Origin of the sequence: Streptomyces sp. NPDC018833 (assembly GCF_044390825.1) — a bacterium.
Classification (GTDB): Bacteria; Actinomycetota; Actinomycetes; order Streptomycetales; family Streptomycetaceae; genus Streptomyces.
In genome coordinates, this window is sequence record NZ_JBIRZM010000010.1 from 182,170 (window position 1) to 200,251 (window position 18,082).

The 18,082-nt window shown below is 73.6% G+C and carries 6 protein-coding genes; 3 read left to right on the forward strand and 3 right to left on the reverse strand.

Annotated elements, in window-relative coordinates:
• Together ACH5AF_RS21385 and ACH5AF_RS21390 are read right to left on the reverse strand one after the other, a co-directional pair.
• The coding region (locus tag ACH5AF_RS21385; protein WP_398903200.1) for an amino acid adenylation domain-containing protein at window positions 1-10,005 on the reverse strand (10,005 nt) is incomplete at its 3' end.
• Window positions 9,965-11,482 carry an MFS transporter gene (locus ACH5AF_RS21390; RefSeq protein ID WP_398903286.1) on the reverse strand — a complete coding sequence of 506 codons (1,518 nt, stop codon included), beginning with the start codon at window positions 11,480-11,482 and terminating at the stop codon, window positions 9,965-9,967. The genes ACH5AF_RS21390 and ACH5AF_RS21385, both read right to left, overlap by 41 nt.
• Window positions 11,483-11,709: 227 nt before the next feature.
• Between ACH5AF_RS21390 and ACH5AF_RS21395 the strand changes: the two genes are divergently transcribed.
• A complete protein-coding gene (locus tag ACH5AF_RS21395) occupies window positions 11,710-12,162 on the forward strand; it encodes a MarR family winged helix-turn-helix transcriptional regulator (RefSeq protein ID WP_398903201.1) in 453 nt (150 codons plus the stop codon).
• Between the two features lie 167 nt (window positions 12,163-12,329).
• Window positions 12,330-15,383: an AfsR/SARP family transcriptional regulator gene (locus ACH5AF_RS21400; RefSeq protein WP_398903202.1), complete on the forward strand. Its 3,054-nt coding sequence runs from the start codon at window positions 12,330-12,332 to the stop codon at window positions 15,381-15,383.
• A gap of 377 nt (window positions 15,384-15,760) precedes the next feature.
• Here ACH5AF_RS21400 and ACH5AF_RS21405 read toward each other — a convergent pair whose 3' ends face one another.
• The gene (locus tag ACH5AF_RS21405; protein WP_398903203.1) at window positions 15,761-15,961 is read right to left on the reverse strand and encodes a hypothetical protein; all 201 of its coding nucleotides are present in this window, start codon (window positions 15,959-15,961) and stop codon (window positions 15,761-15,763) included.
• A gap of 194 nt (window positions 15,962-16,155) precedes the next feature.
• On the opposite strand from ACH5AF_RS21405, the gene ACH5AF_RS21410 reads away from it, so the two are divergent.
• Window positions 16,156-18,033: a BTAD domain-containing putative transcriptional regulator gene (locus ACH5AF_RS21410; protein WP_398903204.1), complete on the forward strand. Its 1,878-nt coding sequence runs from the start codon at window positions 16,156-16,158 to the stop codon at window positions 18,031-18,033.
• Window positions 18,034-18,082: the final 49 nt, after the last annotated feature.

Here is an 18,082-nt window from a genome sequence, read left to right on the forward strand (position 1 = left end):
CGTTGGCGTCCGGCGGGAAGGTCCGTCCGCCTTGGTCGTGGGCGCCTGCGAGAGGGGTGCGTCCGCCCCCCGCCTGTCCGCCTCGGACCGCGCCGCGACCGCCCGGATCGTGGGGGCCCGGAAGAACTCGGCCATGCCCAGCTCGATCCCGAGTCGTACCGACATCCGGTTCAGCAGCCGGATCGCGCTCAGGGAATGCCCGCCCAGTTCGAAGAAGGACCGTGTCACGGACGCGTGCGGCAGGACGAGTTCCCCGCACCACAGCTCGTGCAGCTCCTTCTCCAGCCAAGTGGCGGGCTCGGTGCCCGCCCGAGGCGCTGCGTCACCAGGTGCGGGCAGCCGCTCCCGGTCCAGCTTGCCTGAGGCGTTGACCGGCAGCCTGCGCATACGGACCCAATGGCGCGGCACCAGGTGATCGGGGACTTCCGCGGCCAGAGCACTGCGCAGCCGGCCGAGGTCGGCGTCCGGTTCCACGAGGACGACGTAGGCGACGAGTTCGGCTTCTCCGGACCGGTCCCGCCGGGCGACGACGGCGGCCTCGACGACCTCCGCGCGCGCGTTCAGGACGATCTGGACCTCGGCCGGTTCGACCCGGTGGCCCCGGATCTTGACCTGGTCGTCGACGCGGCCGTGGTAGGCCAGTGCACCGTCGGCGCGCCAGCGGCCGAGGTCGCCCGTCCGGTACAGGCGCGCGCCCGTCTCGTCGGCGACGAAGGCCGCGGCCGTCTCCTCGGGACGTGCGTGGTATCCGTACGAGACCGGTGTGCCGCCCACATGGATCTCCCCCACGGCGCCGAGTGGCACGGGTCGCCCCGCAGGATCGAGGAGGCGGATACGGGCTCCCGGGACCGGGGTCCCGACGGGAGGCCGCTTCTCTCCGGTGGGGTCGACCCGGTGCGAGGTGACGATGATCGACGTCTCGGTGGGTCCGTACTGGTTGTACAGCGCGCACCCCGGGTGCATGGCGAGGAAGCGGCGGAAGGACGCGGTGAGCTCCAGCGCCTCACCGGCCGAGAACAGCTCGCGCAGGGACGGCAGTTCGGGGCCGGTCTCCATCAGGTACCTGAGCGGGGTGCACGGCATGAAGATCCGCTCGACCGCGTGGCGGCGCACAGCGTCGCAGACCGCGTCCGGATCGAGCCGTACGTCGTCGTCGATGAGGACGAGCTCCGCCCCGGCCGCCAGGGTGGTGAAGATCTCCTGCACGCTGACGTCGAAGGCGGGCGAGGTCCACTGCAGGGTGCGCAGGGCGGGGTGCTGTGCCAGGTGACCGCGGACGAGGCCGGCCGGGCCGCGGTGCGGTACGACGACGCCCTTCGGGCGGCCGGTGGAGCCCGAGGTGTAGATGCAGTACGCGGGGTCCTCCGGGCGTGGCCCCTCATGCGGGCCGGATCCTGTGCCGCCGGGGACGTCGTCGTCCCCGACTGCCGTGTCGGGTCCGCCCACGAGGTGCACGGGCCATGCCGCGAGGACCGGGTGCCGGTCGAGCAGGGCTGTCGTGGTGAGCACCAGTGCCGGTGTGCCGTCGCCGAGCAGCAGCTGCAGCCGGGCCGTGGGCGCGAGGGCGTCGAGCGGCAGGTACGCGGCGCCGCTCTTGAGCACTCCGAGCAGCGCCGTGATCAGCTCCGGGCCGCGCGGCAGCAGCACCGCCACGCGCTCGCCGCGTCCCGCTCCCCTCGCCCTCAGCCGCCGGGCCAGGCAGTCGGCGCGCCGGTCGAGTTCCGCGTAGTCCACCCGCTCGTCGCCATGGACGAGCGCGACCGCCTCCGGAGTCCTCCGTGCCTGCGCCTCGAACAGCCCGTGCAGGGTGTCGGCGTGCGCCGGAAGGGGCTCCTCCAGGCGGCCGAGGCGGGCCAGGGCGGTGCGGTCCGCGTCGGTGGGTGCGGTCAGTTCGGACAGGGCGGCGCCGCCCTGCTCCAGCGCCCTGCGCAGCACGCTCTCCGTGGCGGCGAGAAGCCTGCGCACCGTGGACCCGTCGAAGAGGGCGGTGTCGTACTCGACCGCGCACCGCACGCCCTCGCGGTGGTGCGTCAGGTAGATCGTGAGGTCGAACGGCGCACGGGCACTGGGCATGTCGAGCAGCGTGGCGGTCACCCGCGGCGGGTCGAACGTCACCTCGCCCTCGTTCTCGTACTCGACCAGCACCTGGAAGACGGGGTTGCGGCCCGGGTCGCGATGCGGGTTGAGGGCGCCGACGAGTTCGTCGAAGGGGACGTCGCGGTGCTCGAACGCCGCGGTGCTGCTCTCCCGTACCCGCCGCAGCAGTTCGCCGAAGTCCGGGTCACCGGACAGGTCCAGGCGCAGCGGAACCGTGTCGAGGAACAGCCCGATGTGGTGTTCGGCTCCGGTGGGCCTGGCGGCGACGGCCGTGCCGACCACGACGTCCTGCTGTCCGCCGAACCTGCCGAGCACGGCGCCGATCGCGCTGGTGAGCACCATGAAGAGGGTGGCGCGGTGGTCGGCCGCCAACCGCCGGAGGCCGCTGACGAGTTCGGCGTCCAGTTCATGGCCGAGGTGGGCTCCCTCGCCCGATCTGACGGGGGGCCTGGGCCGGTCGGTGGGCAGGGCCGGTTCCGGCAGACCCCTCAGCTCGCGCCGCCAGTACGCCAGGGCCTCGGCGGCCCGTGCGGGGTCGGGGGCACCGGTGGGCAGGGCGGTCAGCGGCGGCAGCTCCGGCGCGACGTCGCCGTGGTGCGGCCAGGCGCGGTAGAAGGCGGCGAGGTCGCGGGTGAGGACGGCGGTGGAGGACGAGTCGAAGACGATGTGGTGGGCGAGCAGGAACAGCACATGCCGGTCGTGCGCGAGCCGCAGCAGGCGGGCCGAGATCAGCGGTCCCTCGCCGAGGTCGAAGGTGCGGCGGCCCTCGGTCTCCAGGACGGCCCGCAGCGCGGACGCCTCGGTTTCCCCGGTGTGGTCGGCCACCGGGCAGTCGAGCCGCACGTGGGGGCGGACCTCCTGGCAGGGGGCACCGTCCGCATCCCTGAAGACGGTGCGCAGCGCAGGGTGGCGGTCGGCCACCTGCTGCAGCGCCCACCGCAGCGCCTCGGTGTTCAGCGGTCCGTCGAGCCGGACGGCCTTGGGCTCGTGGTACATGCTCGTGCCCGGGTGCAGCTTTTCGAGGAACCAGATGCGCCGCTGGGCGGGCGTCAGCGGGACCGGCGGCGCGTTGCCGCCGGTGTCCGTCCCGGCCCTCCCGCGCAGCCGTCGCCGGAGCCGGTCGAGGACGGGCAGCGCGGACAGCACCCGCTGTGCCGGGACGCCGAAGTCGACGAAACAGGCGATCTCGTCGGCGCCGGCGTCCACCAGGCGGCGTACCGTCCCGGTCGCCGTGTCCTCGTCGCCGATCAGGGCCCGGGAGTCGCAGTACCGCGTGTAGGCCCGCCCGAGCAGGAACTCCACGTCCTCCTCGGGTGTGTTCTCCAGGTCCACTTCGAAGCCGAGGCTGTTCGTGACCTGGTCGAAGAGGGACAGCGAGGAGCGCAGGTAGGCCACGAAAGGACGGTAGGCCTCGGCACGCGCCTGCTCCGCGTCGTCGCCGAGATACGTGTGCACGAGGACCACCACACGGCCCGCCGCCGGGTCGAGTCCGTGCTCGGCGCGGGTGCGACGGTACAGGGCGATGTTGTCCGCGAGCTGCTCGACGGTCTGCGCCATCAGGTTGGTGACCACACCCAGGTCGCGGGCGGCTGCCTGCCGGTAGCTGTCCGGGTTGCCCACCACGGCGACGTACAGCGGCGGTTGCTCCTGGACGGGGCGTGGGTACAGCCGGACCTCGGTCGCCGTGCCGTCCCCCGCGGTCACCGGGAGCGGCTGCCCCGACCACAGGCGGCGGACCTCCTCCAGCCGCTCGTACATGACCTCGCGGTGCCGGCCGTAGTTCTCCGGGGCCAGGGCGAAGTCCTTGGCGTGCCATCCGCTCGCGACGCACAGGCCGGCGCGACCGCCCGAGAGGTTGTCGACCACAGACCACTCCTCCGCGACGCGGACCGGGTGGTGCAGCGGCAGGACGACGGAGCCCGCGTGCAGCCGGATCCGCTCGGTCCGGGCGGCGAGCGCGGCGGCGAGGACGGAGGGGTTGGGAAACAGTGCGCCGAAGGAGTTGAAGTGCCGTTCGGGGAACCACAGGGCGTGGAAGCCGTGCCGGTCCGCGAACTCGGCCGCCTCCAAGATCAGCGCGTACTTGTCGTCGTCGGCCTCCTCCGGGTAGTCGCCGAAGAAGTACAAGCTGACGTCGCAGTGCGCCTGGCCGGGGTGGGTGGCGGGGGCCACCCGTGTCGGCTCGGGGTCTGCCCGGTGCATGCGCTCCGGTTCCGCTCCGGCGACCGACGGGACGTCGCCGCGCGCCCCGAACGGCGGTGAGAGAGGGCCCGGTTGGGTGGCGGTTGTCGGCTGTACGGCGGGTGTCGTTTCCGCGGCAGGGGCCGGTTGTACGGCGGGTGTCGGCTGTGCGGTCGGGGTGGGTCGTACGGTGGGTTCCGGTCGCACGGCGGAAGTCGGCTGTACGGCGGGGGCGGGTCGCACGGCGGGGGCCGGATGCACGGCGGGGGCCGGTTCTGCGGCCCGGGCAGGTCGTACGGCTGGGGTCGGTTGACTCCCGGCAAGGGCGTCCAGTTGGCGGGTGAGCAGACCGGTCACCTGCTCGACGAGGTTCTCGGCGAGCCGTATCTGCTGCGTGAACAACTGGTGCAGGCTCTCGTCGCCGGCATGGCCCGGCGCCGGGGCGGGCGGCTGTAGCGCGGGCCCTGCGGCCGGCGGCCGCACAGCGGGCTCGGCTGCGGCGGGCGGCTGCACCACGGGCGCTGCGACGGGCGGCCGCACGGCCGACTCGGCTGTGGTTCCGCTCCGCAGGCCGGCCACGTGGGCCGCCAGCCTGCGCGGGGTGTCCGCGTCGGAGAACAGGTCCCGCACCCGGACACGCACCCCGTGACGGCGCTCCAGCTCCGCCACCATCCCCATCAGGGCGAGCGAGTCGGCGCCGAGCACGAAGAACGAGGTGTCGGGCGCGGTGTCGGCGACCTCGGCCCCCAGCTTCTCGGCGGTCAACCACCGTATCTCGTCCACCAGTTCGTCCGGAGCCACAGCGACGTCCACGGATGGGGCGGCGGCCTGCCCGGCTCCGGCCTCATGTCCGGCCCCGGCTCCGGCCTCATGTCCGGCCTCATGTCCGGTCCCGGCCCCGGCTCCGGCCGCAGGCCCGGCCGACGGCGTCGCGGGCGCGGCGGTGACCCTTCGCCGCCGCAGCGGATGGCCGGGCAGCGGGATCCTGCCGCCGCCCCTGCTGACGGCCCGCCAGTCGAGCGAGGCCCCTCCTCGGTACAGCTCCGCGAGGGTCTCCAGCATTCCGGTCACCTGCTCGGCGTCGTGGCCCTGGCTGCCGTACCAGCGGCTCCCGGTTGCGCAGTGCCTGCCCAGACCGGTCAGCGTGCTGCCCGCCCCGATCTCCAGGAAGTCGGCGCACCGCAGGCCGGACGCGGCGGCCACCGCCAGGGCGAACCGGACCGGCTGCCGCGCCTGGCGGCAGAGGTACTCGGCGTCGACGCTCCAGCCGACGGCGCGCACCTGGCCGTCGAGTCCCGACGCGAGCGGGGTGTGCAGCGGCGCGTACGCCGTCCTCTCGGCATGTGCGCGAAACGCGCGTACCGCCTCGTCGAGCCCGGCCGAGTGGAATGCCCGGTCGACCGGCAGGGCCCGCCACGGTATGTCCTCCTTGCCGAGGAGGCGCACCGCCTCGTCCAGGGCCTCCCGGGGCCCGGAGATCACCTGTGCGCGGGGCCCGTTGAAGGCGGCCGGTTCGGCGCCGGCGGCGTACGCGATCCGCTCGGCGGTCGCCGCGTCCGTACGCACGGCGAGCATCCCGCCCGGTGCCGCTGCCTTGTGCATGAGCCTGCCGCGCAGTGCGGTGAGCCGCAGACCGTCCTCCAGGGAGAGGGCGCCCGCCGCACACAGGGCCGCGTACTCGCCGACGCTGTGTCCGAGGACAAGGGCGGGGCGCACGCCGAAGGCGCGCCAGAGCTCGGTGAGCGCCATGTGGTGGGCGAACAGGGCGGGCTGGGCCGTGTCGGTGGGCCAGATGCCGTCGCCCGCCGTGCCGTCGCCCGCCGTGCCGTCGTCGAGCAGCAGAGGCAGCAGCGTGCCGCCGAACTCGTCGGCGTGGATCCGCTCGCAGCGTTCGAGCACGCGGCGGGCCTCGGGATACGCGTCCCAAATGCCGCGCGCCATGCCGCGACGGGCGCTGCCCTGGCCGCTGTAGGCGAAGGCGAGGGGGCCGAGGGGCGCGCCCTGGGCGGGTGGCCGTTCCAGCGCGCGGACGAGGTCGTGGGCCGTCCTGCCGACGACGGCGGTGCGCGCCTCCCGGTGCGGCCGGCCGAGCGCCAGTGTCGCGGCCACATCGGCGGGCGCGAGCCGGGGGTGGGCGAGGAGGTGCTCGCGCAGGCGGGTGGCGGACTCGGCCAGCGCCTCGGCGTCGCGCGCGGACAGCGGTACGAGGACCGGTTCGACCGGTTCGTCCGAAGGAGCCGTGGCAGCGGGGCGCTCGGGAGCCTCTTCGAGGATCACATGGGCGTTGGTGCCGCCGACTCCGAGTGCGCTGACTCCCGCCCTGCGCGGCGCGCCGTTCGGCGGCCGCCAGGGCTCGGTCCGCGTGCTGAGGACCAAGGGGCCGTGGGCCAGGCGCAATTCGGGGTTGGGCCGGTCGAGGTGGAGTGTCGGCACCAGCGTGCGGTGTTCGAGCATCAGCACGGTCTTGATCAGGCCGGCCATGCCGGCGCAGCTGTCGAGGTGCCCGATGGCCGGTTTCACCGAGCCCACGGTGCAGAAGCCCGTGCGGTCGGTGTTCTCGCCGAGGGCGCGGGCCAGCGCCTCGAGCTCCACCGGGTCACCGAGCGGTGTGCCCGTGCCGTGCGCCTCGACGTACGAGACGGTGTCCGCGGGGACGGCTGCCCGGCGCAACGCCTGCCGTACGACGTCGGCCTGGCCCGCGACACCCGGCGCGCTGAACCCGACCTTGCCGGCCCCGTCGTTGTTGACCGCCGAGCCGAGGATCACCGCGTGCACGGTGTCCCCGTCGGCGAGGGCCCGGTCGAGCCGCTTGAGGAGCACGGCGGCCACGCCGTTGCCGCCCACGGTGCCGTCGGCGTCCGCGTCGAAGGCGCGGCAGCGCCCGGTGGGCGACAGGATCGATCCGGGGTGGCTGCGGTAGCCGGTCTCCTGCGGCGTGTGCACGGCGGCGGCGCCCGCCAGGGCAAGGTCCGCGTCTGATGTGAGCAGTGCCTGGACCGCGAGGTGCACAGCGACGAGCGAGGTCGAGCACGCGGTCTGGACGCCGACGGCGGGGCCTTCGAGGCCGAGCCGGTAGGCGACCCTGGAGGCGAGGAAGTCCGGCTGCTGCCCGATGGCCGTCTGCATGCCGGTGGCCGGGTCACCGTCGTCGCGGGAGGCGACGGGCAGGTGCTGATGGCCGTAGAGGTTCATCCCGGCCCCTGCGAACACCCCGACCCGTGTGCCGGATTGCCTCGCCGCGTAACCGCCGTCCTCCAGCGCCTCGTGGCAGCACTCGAGGAAAAGCCGGTGGGCCGGGTGGGTGAGGGCCGCCTCCTTGGGGCTCACGCCGAAGAAGTCGGCGTCGAACTCCTCGATGCCGTCGAGGACTCCGCCGACGGGGACCCGGTCCACGGCCTGCGCCTGCTGCGGCGGGAGCCCTGCTGCGGCGAGGTCGTCGGCGGTGAAGCGGCGGACGCTGTCCACGCCGTCGCGCAGGTTCGCCCAGAACTGGGCGGTCGAGTCCGCCCCGGGGAAGCGCGCGGACATGCCGATGACGGCGATGCGCAGGTCCGTCGCGGGATGGGAGGCGCTGTCGGCGGCCGTCCGCCCGGGCTTCTCGGAGGCGGCGGCCAGGTGGGCGGCGAGCGCGGCGGCGGTGGGGTGTTCGAAGAGCGCGGTCTGCGGGATGTCGGTGCCGAGCCGTTCCTCCAGGCGGGCGCGCAGCCGGACGAGCATCACGGAGTTCAGGCCCAGTTCGTAGAACGGTACGTGTGCGGGCGCCGGCCGTCCGAGGACCGCGGTGATCTCCTCCTGCACGGCCGACGGCAGGTCCCCGGGCGGCGCGAGGACGGATGCCGCGGCGACGGCGGGGGCGTGCCCGGGTGCGGATGCGGCGGCGACAGCGGGTGCGCAGGCTGGAGCAGCGGCGGACGCGGGGGCGGGTGCGGGTGCGACAGCGGGTGCGGGGGCGACAGCGGACGCGGGTGCGGGGGCGACGGAGGCGGGGGCGGGTGCGACAGCGGGTACGGATGCGCCGGCGGGCCCGCCGGCGGCCGCCCGGTCACGCAGCTCCCCTCGCCGCACCTTGCCGGCGGGGGTCCGGGGAAACTCCTCCGCGGGAACCGGCACGACGTGGGAGGCGGTGAGCCGCAGACGGGCATACAGCACCGACCTGAGATCCCGTGCGATGCGCGCGTCCTCACGCTCGCCCCGGCTCACGAAGAACACCGCGAGGGTCTCGGTGCCGCTGTCCGCGTCGGGGACTCCGCACGCCGCAACGTCCCCGGTGCGGACGCCGACGACGGCGGTGGCGGCGTCCTCCACCTCGTGGCAGTGGACGTTGTGACCGTTGAGGATGATCACGTCCTTGCGTCTGCCCGTGATGACCACCTGCCCTTCCGCGAAGAAGGCCAGGTCACCGGTATCGAGCCAGCCCGGTTCCGCGGGGAAGGCCGCCGCGTCGGCCTCCGGGTCGCGGATGTAGCCGGGCGTGACGCGCGCCGTCGAATGCACCTGCAGCCTGCCGATCCGCCCCTGCGGAACCGGTTCCCCGGCGTCGTCGACGAGCCGCAGCGTGGTGCCGTGCGCGGGTGAGCCGACGGCGACGAAGGTGACACAGTCCTGCTCCGGAGTGTGTTCCGCGGCGGACGTCAGTTCCCCGTCGAGGCTGCTCCTGAGGATGCGGTGCACGGCGCCGGGCCGGTCGAGCCTGCCGTAGGTGACTGCGGTGACCGTCTCGGCCATCCCCCACGCCGGCACGATGTGCTCCTCCCGGATGCCGTACGCGGCGGTGGCCGCCAGGAAGCGCCGCATCACCGGCAGCGTGATCTGCTCGCCTCCGCACACCAGGGTGCGCAGGTGGTCGAGCCGTCTGCCGCCGTCGGGTCGCTCGGCGAGCGCGTCGGCGACCATCTGGTAGGCGAACGTGGGCGCCCAGCTGTGCTCGGCGCGGTGCTCGGCGATCAGATCCAGCCAGCGCAGTGGCTCCGCGACAACGACTCCGGTGGGGACGTGGATGTTGGTGCACCCGGTGAAGACCGCGAGCACGTGGTACAGGAGAAAGGCACCGCTGTGGTCCACGGGCAGCCAGTTGACGGTCGTGTGGCCGGGCCGGACGTCGAGGATCCGCCGGCTGCTCGCGGCGAAGTCCGCGAGCCCGCCGTGCGTGAGCTGTGCCGCCTTGGGCCTGCCCGTGCTGCCCGACGAGAGCATCAGCAGGGCGATGTCTGGGGCGGCGGGTTCCACGTGGTCGTACGCGGGCGTCCCGCGCAGGCAGTCGCCCGCGACCGCGACGCGCAGCTCGGGGGCGGTCCGGCGCAGCGCCTCGGCTCCGGCGGCGTCGCTGAGCACGAGCGGCCCGTCCAGCAGGTCGCAGGTGTGGCGCACCCGTTCGAGGGCCGCGGAGTTCTCGCCGGGGCGTTCCGCGACGGCAACGGGTCGGGCGCCGCCGAGCACAGCGGCCCAGAAGGCGGGGAAGAACTCGTCGAGGGGAAGGCCGCACAGCACGAGTGCGTCGCCGGGGCGCAGGCCGTTCCCGCGCAGGCCGGTGAGCAGTCTGCGGGCACGTAACAGCAGCTCGGGGTAGGTCTGTCTGGTCGTGCCTCCGTCGTGTCCGACGGTGACGACCGCCGCGTCCGGGGCCCTGTCCGCGGCGCGCAGCAGCGCCTGGACCGCGTTCCGCGGGTCGTCGTCGGTGAACTCCGGCTCAGGCCCCCGGCAGACTGCCTGTCCCCGTACGCGCTCCATGCGTGGTCTCTCCTCCTTGTGTCGCACCTGGTGTGGGTCGTGTCCGTCGCGAGGCCGTACCGCCCCGAACGGCGAGGAACAGGAGCAGGGCCAGTGCCCCGAGGACGGCCGTTCCGTGGAACGCGCCCACCACGGCGAGGGCGGGCAGCGCTTCGAGGGACGCGGCGGCGGCCACGGTCCCGAGCGTGAACCCCGATGTCTCCGCCGTCGCGGACAGGCCGAACAGCCGGCTGCGCTGTCGGTCGGGGACCGCCTGCAGGCGCGAGGTGTAGATGATCTCGGTGCAGCCGTCCGCGAGGCCGGCCCCCAGGGCGACGGCCACCAGCGCCGGTCCGGGCAGTCCGGTGAACGCCAGGACGAAGAAGAGGGACATGGCGCAGGTGCCCACCGCGAAGGCACGTTCGCCCGCCGCCGCGCCGGCGTCCGCGCGGCGCCCCAGCACCTGGTGGGCGAGCAGCGTACCGACGGCCCAGGCGGCCCAGAACTGGGTCATGAACAGGGCCGGGTCGTCCGGCGAGGCTGCACCGGCGGCCACCGGCAGGGCCACGTTGTGGGAGGACGATGCCAGGGCGTCGGCGCCTCTGAGGAGGATCATTCCGGTCAGCAGCGCGGACAGCCCGCGCAGACCCCGCATCCCGCGCGCGGCGCGGATGGCATCGGTTCGGGCCCCCGCTGACGCGTCCGGCTCCTCGCCATCGCCGGCATCGGTTCGGGCCGCCGCCGACGCGTCCGGCTCCTCGCCATCGCCGGCATCGGTTCGGGCCCCCGCCGACGCGTCCGGCTCCTCGCCATCGCCGGCATCGGTTCGGGCCGCCGCCGACGCGTCCGGCTCCTCGCCATCGCCGGCATCGGTTCGGGCCGCCGCCGACGCGTCCGGCTCCTCGCCATCGGTGCGCGGCCGCAGGAGGAGCAGTGCCGCCGCGGACACCAGGAAGCTCACGCCGTTGATCGCGAAGGCGGCCGAGTAGCCGAAGAAACCGATGACGGGAGCCGCCGACGCGAAGCCGAGCACGGTGGCGAAGGACCGCACCGTGACGAGCAGGCCGTTGGCGCGTACGCGCTCCTCGTGACCCACCATCACCGGTACCGCGCCGCGCAGGGCGACGGTGAACAGCGTGTTCCCCGCGCCCAGGACCACGACCGCACAGGCGAGCAGCGCCGTCGATGTGTGTGGTGCGGCCAGCGCGAGGACGGCCATGGCCACGGCCTGCGCGATGTCCGCGGAGATCATCAGGGTCCGGCGGCCCGCTCGTGTGGCAAGCGCGCCGGCAGCCAGTCCGGCCAGCATCCCGGCGAACAGACGCAGCGCCATGAGCGCGCCGATGCCGAGCGCGCTGCCCGTCACCTCGTAGGAGAAGAGGCTCAGCGCGATGAGGTTGAGGTAGGAGCCGTAGGAGGAGACGGCGTACGCGGACACCAGGCAGCGGAACCGCCCACTCACACTGGTCACTTCACTCCCCCGAGTACCGCGGATCATCCGCCGCCCGGGAACCGTAGCCATGCCGTGCCGGATGTGTCGAGGGCTTCGGGCGCCACCGGACTGCGTGCCGGCACCTCATGGACACCACTGTCGGACGCATGTACGGTGCAGCAACGCCTGGCCGGACACGCCGGGTGACGGACCGACGGACATGCACCGTGTCGACTGCCGGCTGGGGGGCCGTTATGCGCGTCGCGACATCCGGTGGCAGCACCCGCGACGGTATGAGCTCCGTCGACGCGTTCAGCCGCTCCGCCCTGGCCGTCTTCCACCTCAACGGCAGGTTCGGCGCTCTGCTGGACCGGTTGACGGTGCCGTCCGGGCTGAGTGCCGCCCAGTGGCAGGTGCTCGGCGCGGTCGGGGACGGGCCGCAGTCCGTCTCCGGCACTGCCCGCCTGCTGGGCATCACCCGCCAGAGCGTGCAGCGCGTCGCCGATCTGCTGGTGGAGCAGGGGCTCGCCGACTACCGCCCCAACCCCGCGCACCGTCGCGCCCACCTGCTCGTGGCCACCGACCGGGGCGAGGCGGTCCTGCGGGAGATCGACGCGGGCCACGCCGAACTGGCACGCCGGCTGTGCACGGAGCTGGGCGGCGAGGAGGAGTTCCGCAGGACCACCGAGGTGTTGCGCGAGCTGTCGCTCGCACTGGGCGCCGTCGTTCCGCACGCCCGGTCCTGACGGCGGCGATGACACACCCGCCCCCGGCGCTGTCCCGGCACGTATTCCCCGCGACCCGCACCTGTCCGGAAATCGACCCCGAATACGCGGCGACTGCCCTCTCATCTGGGCGACTTCCGTGTTGTACCGTTACCGCCCTGCCTTAAGGTCACAGGCCGGGGGGACCAGTGAATCAGTTCGTCTTCAGAATGCTGGGGCCACTGCTCGTTCAGGCCGACGGTGAGCCGCTGCGCATCAAGGGGAGGCGGCAGTCCACCGTTCTCGCGATGCTGCTTCTCTCCGCCGACCGGATCGTTTCCATCGACACATTGGTGGACGCCGTCTGGCCCGAGTACCCGCCGGCGACGGCCCGCAACCAGATCGCGATCTGCGTCGCGACACTGCGCAAGACGTTCAAGGAGGCCGGGGAGAGCGAACTCCTGCTCACCTCTCCGCCGGGCTACGTGCTCGTCCAGGGCTCGCACCGCATCGACGTCCTGGAGTTCCTGCGGGAGGCCGAGCGCGGCCGGAACGCCGCCCGGCACGGTCAGGCCGAGGAGGCCTGCGCCCTGCTGGAGGAGGCACTCAGCAAGTGGCGGGGCGCGGCGCTCGACGAACTGCCCGGGGAGCGCATCGAGGCCGAGGCGGCGCGGCTGGAACACCTGCGGCTCGATCTGATCGAGGAGCGCGCCGGGCTGATGCTGGAGCTGGGGCGCCACCGGGTGCTGACCGGGGAACTCGGCGAACTGGTCGCCCGGCACCCGCTGCGCGAGCAGTCGCGCGAGCACCTGATGCTGGCGCTGTACCGCTCGGGGCAGCGCGCCGAGGCGCTGGAGGTGTTCCGGCAGGGCCGCCGCCTGATGAACGAGGAGCTGGGCATCGAGCCCGGTCCCGCGCTCCAGCAGCTGCACGAACTGATCCTGCACGACTCGCCGGAGCTGACCCGTCCGGTCTCCGCGGCCACCTCCGCCGCGGCCACCGTGCAGACCGCCCCCGCTCACGGACCGACCACGCCGGCTCAACTTCCCGCCGACATCATGAGGTTCACCGGCCGCCAGGAGGAGCTGACCCTGCTCGACCGGCTGTTGAAGGAGCCGTACCAGCCGCACGCGCCCGCGCTCGCGACGATCGTCGGCGTCGGCGGGGTGGGCAAGACGGCACTGGCCGTCCACTGGGCGAGCCAGGCCGCCGAGCGCTTTCCCGACGGGCAGCTCTTCGCCGACCTGCGCGGCTACGACGAGGAGAACCCGCCCGTCTCCCCCACCGTGGTGCTCGACCGCTTCCTGCGGGCCCTTGGGACGCCTGCGCCACAGATCCCCGCGGAGCCGGACGAGCGCGCGGCGCTCTTCCGCAGTCTGCTCAGCACCCGCAAGGCCCTGATCGTCCTCGACAATGTGCGGTCGTTCGCCCAGCTGCGTCCGCTGCTGCCGGGCGGCGGCCGCAGTGTCGTCCTCGCCACCGGCCGTGAGGCGCTGGACGACGTGACCGGCGACTACACGGCCCTGCGGATCAGACTGCGTGTCCTCGCGCCGGCCGAGGCCACGACCTTGCTCACGAACATCGCGGGCGTCGACCGCTTCGGCAGCGATCCGGTGGCCCTGGAGCAGTTGAGCGCGCTCTGCGACTGTCTGCCGCTGGCGCTGCGGATCGCGGGAGCGCGGCTGGCCACCAAGCCCAACCTGACCGTGCGCGGGCTGGTGGAGCGTCTGAGCGACCAGCGGCGGCGGCTGGACGAGCTGAGCCCGTCGGAGGGCGGGGTGCGGGCGGGCTTCCGGCTGACGTACCGCGATCTGTCCCCGGAGGCGGCGCGGATGTACCGCAGGCTCGGGCTGCTGCGGACCGCGGACTTCGCGGCCTGGGTCGGCGCCGCGGCGCTGGGCACCGATGTGTGGCACGCCGAGCAGCTGCTCGACCAGCTCGTGGACGCCCAGTTACTGGAGACGGTCGACCGGGTGCCGGGCCGAGCGGCCCGCTACCGGTTCCAGGACCTGCTCCAGCTGTTCGCCCGCGAGCGCGCGGAGGCCGACGAGACGCTGGAGGAGTGCGGCGCGGCGCTGGACCGGATCTTCGCCGCCTGGCTCTGGCTCGCCGAGGAGGCGCATCGTCGGCTGGACGGACGGGACTTCCCGGTCGCGCATCCGCCGGAGCCCGCGCCTGCCTTCCTGCGGGGCGCGGCGGACGAGCTGCTGGCCGCACCGCTGGACTGGTTCGACTCCGAGCGCGCAGGCGTCCCGGACGTGGTGGTGCACGCGGCCGAGACGGACCGGGCGCGGTACGCCTGGGCGCTGACCGAGAGCGCCGTGCCCCACTTCGAGACGAGGAACTACCTGGAGGACTGGCAGCGTTGCGCGAAGGCCGCGCTGTCGTCGGCCCGGCGCGGCGGCGACCGCAGGGGCGAGGCCACGATGCTGCGGGTGCTGGGGTCGCTCGCCATCTACCAGCGGCGCTACGAGCAGGCCGAGGGGTGGAACATCGCGGCCCTGCGGCTGCTCGGGGACACCGACGACGTGCCCGGGGCGGCGCTCGCGCAGCGGAACCTGGCCATGTGCGCCCGCTTCCAGGGCGACTGGCACCGGGCGCTCGAGTACTGCCGGGCGGCGTTGAAGGGTTTCCGTGAGGCCGGCGACACCGGCAACGAGGCCCATCTGCTGGGCTACGTGGCCCAGATCGAGCTGGACCGTGGTGAGGTGAGGCGGGCGCTGCCGCTGGCCGCCGACGCACTCGCGCTGAGCCGGCGGACCGGCTCGGTGCGCGCGGTGACGCAGAGCATCTACCGGCTGGCCGAAGTGCGGTTGCGGGCGGGCGATCTGGACCGGGCCGCGGAATCCTTCCATGAGGTGCTGCAACTGTCCCGCAAAGAGGGCGACCGGGTCGGCGAGGCCCATGCGCTGCGCGGGCTGGGCGAGACGCAGTGGACACAGGGTCAGTTGACGACGGCCGAGCGCACGCTGACGCAGGCGCTGGAGATCACCGAGGAACTCGCCGACCGCTTTCTCTATGCGCGGGTGGAGACCGACCTCGGCTGTGTCGAGGCGCTCGGCGGCCGTCACGCGGCGGCGACGGTGAGGTTCGAGCGGGCCCATGCGGCGCTGGGCGAAGTGGGCGCCCAGCCGTGGCGGGCCACGGTGACGCGGCTGCTCGACATGGTGCGGGGCGAGTGCGACGGGAGCGGTGCCGCCGGCACGGGGAAGGAACGATCCCTCACTCCCCAGGAGCTGCGACTGCTGCTGGCGGACCGCTAGGGGGTGTCCGCACAGTACCGTCGCCGGCCCGCAGGGCGGTGTCGCGGTCCGGTGCGGGGAGCCCACCCGCGCCCGCAGGGCGGTGTCACAGTCCAATGCCCGGCTCCACCCGCGCCCGCAGGGCGGGGCCGCGGTCCCGTTCCGGAGGTCCCACCCGCGCCCGCAGGGCGGTGGAGAAGATCGCAAGGCGGCCGGAAGCCCTCGTGGCGTAGCTGCTCTGGCTCTTCGCCGACGCGGCCCGGCGCACCTCCGGTGCCCGCAGGGCTACGAGGGTGGGGGCCCACCCACCCCCGAGTTCGTGGGGGACGGGGCGTCGTGGGCCGGACAGGACTCTGCGGACACGACCTGGCGCTGACTCCGCCGGCGTAACACCCGGTTCAGCCCCACGGCATGTCGTCGCCGGAGACGGCGTACGTCGGCCCGGTCGCCCTGACGACCCCCCACGGCATGTCGTCGTCACCCGTCACCGTGTCCGTGTGCGCGGTGGCGCCCAGTCCGGCCCCGGTGCTCGTGATCAGTCCCGCCAGTACGATCAGACCCGCCATCGCCGCTCGCTTCACCGTCCGAGTGCTGCGCATCTCGATCCCCTCGTCCCTCGACCGTCATTGCCGCTCTGCTGCGGTACGACGGACAGTAGGGACCTGCCCTTTTCATTCCCTGTCCCGCCGGTTTCCCGTCTCAGGGCCCATGAAATCAAGACGACATCGAGAGAACAACGGCAACCGCTAGATTCGTGCGAAGGTTCGCTGCATGAATCATGGACGGGGGTGCCATGGAATTCCGAGTTCTGGGGCCGGTCGAGGTGCGCGACCGGGACCGCAGGGCGCCGCTCTCCGGCGCCAAGCTGCACACCGTGCTCGCCGCGTTTCTGCTGGCCCGCGGCGAGGTGGTGTCCGACGACAGGCTCAGTCGGCTGCTGTGGGGGTGGGCACCGCCGGCCACCGCGAACGCGCAGTTGTACACCTACATTTCACGGCTGCGGAAAATACTCGGTGACGGCGTACTCATCGACCGGATGCCACCCGGATATGTCATGTCGATCGGCGATTCACGGCTGGACCTGACAGAATTCGAGGAATTTGATTGCAGGGGCCGGGAAGCTCTGCTGGCGGGTGACTTCGAGAATGCGGGCGAATTCCTTCGCAGCGCCCTGGCGTGCTGGAGCGGCCGGCCGCTCGCGAACACCACGGAACATCTCTTCGACGCCGAGGCGCCCTGCCTGGCCGAGGCCCGCGTGGCCACCCTGGAGCACCGGATCGCGGCGGATCTGGCGCTCGGCCGCCACGAGCAGGTCACCGTCGACCTGACCGGCCTGGTCGCGGAGTTCCCGCTGCGCGAGCGCTTCCGCAGTCAGCTGATGACCGCGCTGTGCCGGTCCGGCAGGCAGGCCGAGGCCATCCACCTGTACCACCACGGACGCGAGGTACTGGCAGAAGAACTCGGCGTCGACCCCGGCGAGGAGCTGCAGAGCACCTACCAGTCACTCCTCGACGGCTCGCTCGTGCGCCTGCCGCAGCCGCGGACCCCCTCACGCGCGGTGCGGCGCCCCGCTGAGCCCTCCCCCGACAGCGCCTACGGCGCTCCCGCGACTCTGCCGCCGGACACGGTGGACTTCACCGGCCGGGAGCGCGAGCTGGCCACGCTGTACCGGGCGCTCGCCCCGGACGCCACGGCGGCCGACCGCCCGCGCCGGGTCCTGGTGACCGGAATGGCCGGCGTCGGCAAGACCGCCCTGGCCGTACACGCGGCGCACCGCTGCAAACAGCACTTCCCCGACGGACAGTTGTACGCCGACCTGCGCGGCCCGGACGGCACCGCGCGGCCCGCCGAGCGGGTGCTGCTGCATCTGCTGCGCGCCCTCGGCCGCCCCCTGGACGCCGGCGTCACCGACGACCTGGAGGAGCTGGTCCGTCTCTACCGGGAGCGGATCGGCGGCAGACGCCTGCTCGTCCTGCTGGACAACGCCGAGAGCGCCGCCCAGCTCGGCCCGCTGCTTCCCAACACCCCTGAGCCGGCCGTCCTGGTGACCGGGCGCACCGCCCTGCCCACCGTGGCGGGCGCGCACACCGTGGCCCTGGACCCGCTGGGGGCGGCCCCGGCGCTGGAAATGCTCACCGCCGCCGCGGGCCCCGACCGCATCGCCGCGGCTCCCGGCGCCGCGGCCGTCATCGTCGAGCACTGCGCCGGTCTGCCGCTGGCTCTGCGGATCGCGGGCACCCGGATCGCCGCCCGACCGCACTTCGCCCCGGACCGGCTCGCCCGGCGGCTGGCCGATCCCGCCGCCCGGCTGCGCGAACTGCACTCGGGCGACCTGGACGTGCACGCCGCGCTGCTGCCGTCGTGGCGGGCACTGGAGCCGGAGGCGCGCCGGGCTTTTCCCGCACTGGCCGGGCTGGGGCCGGAGCCGTTCGCCGCGCTGGAGGCGGCGGTGCTGCTCGACGTGCCCGAGCAGGACGCCGAACTGCTGCTGGAGGCCATGGCCGATACGGCACTGCTGGAGGTCAGCGGGGCCGACGAATGGGGCCGGCCCTGCTATCTGTTCCACCCCCTGGTGCGGCTCTTCGCCCTCTCCCTCGCGGACGGACGTGGGAGGGCTGGCCGGGAGGAGACCCCGGCGGAGCGTAACCGGTGGCTAACCGCCCGGCCCTAGCCTCGCCGTGCCCGGCAGCGCGGCACCGCCCCTGTAGCCCAGCTTGTGA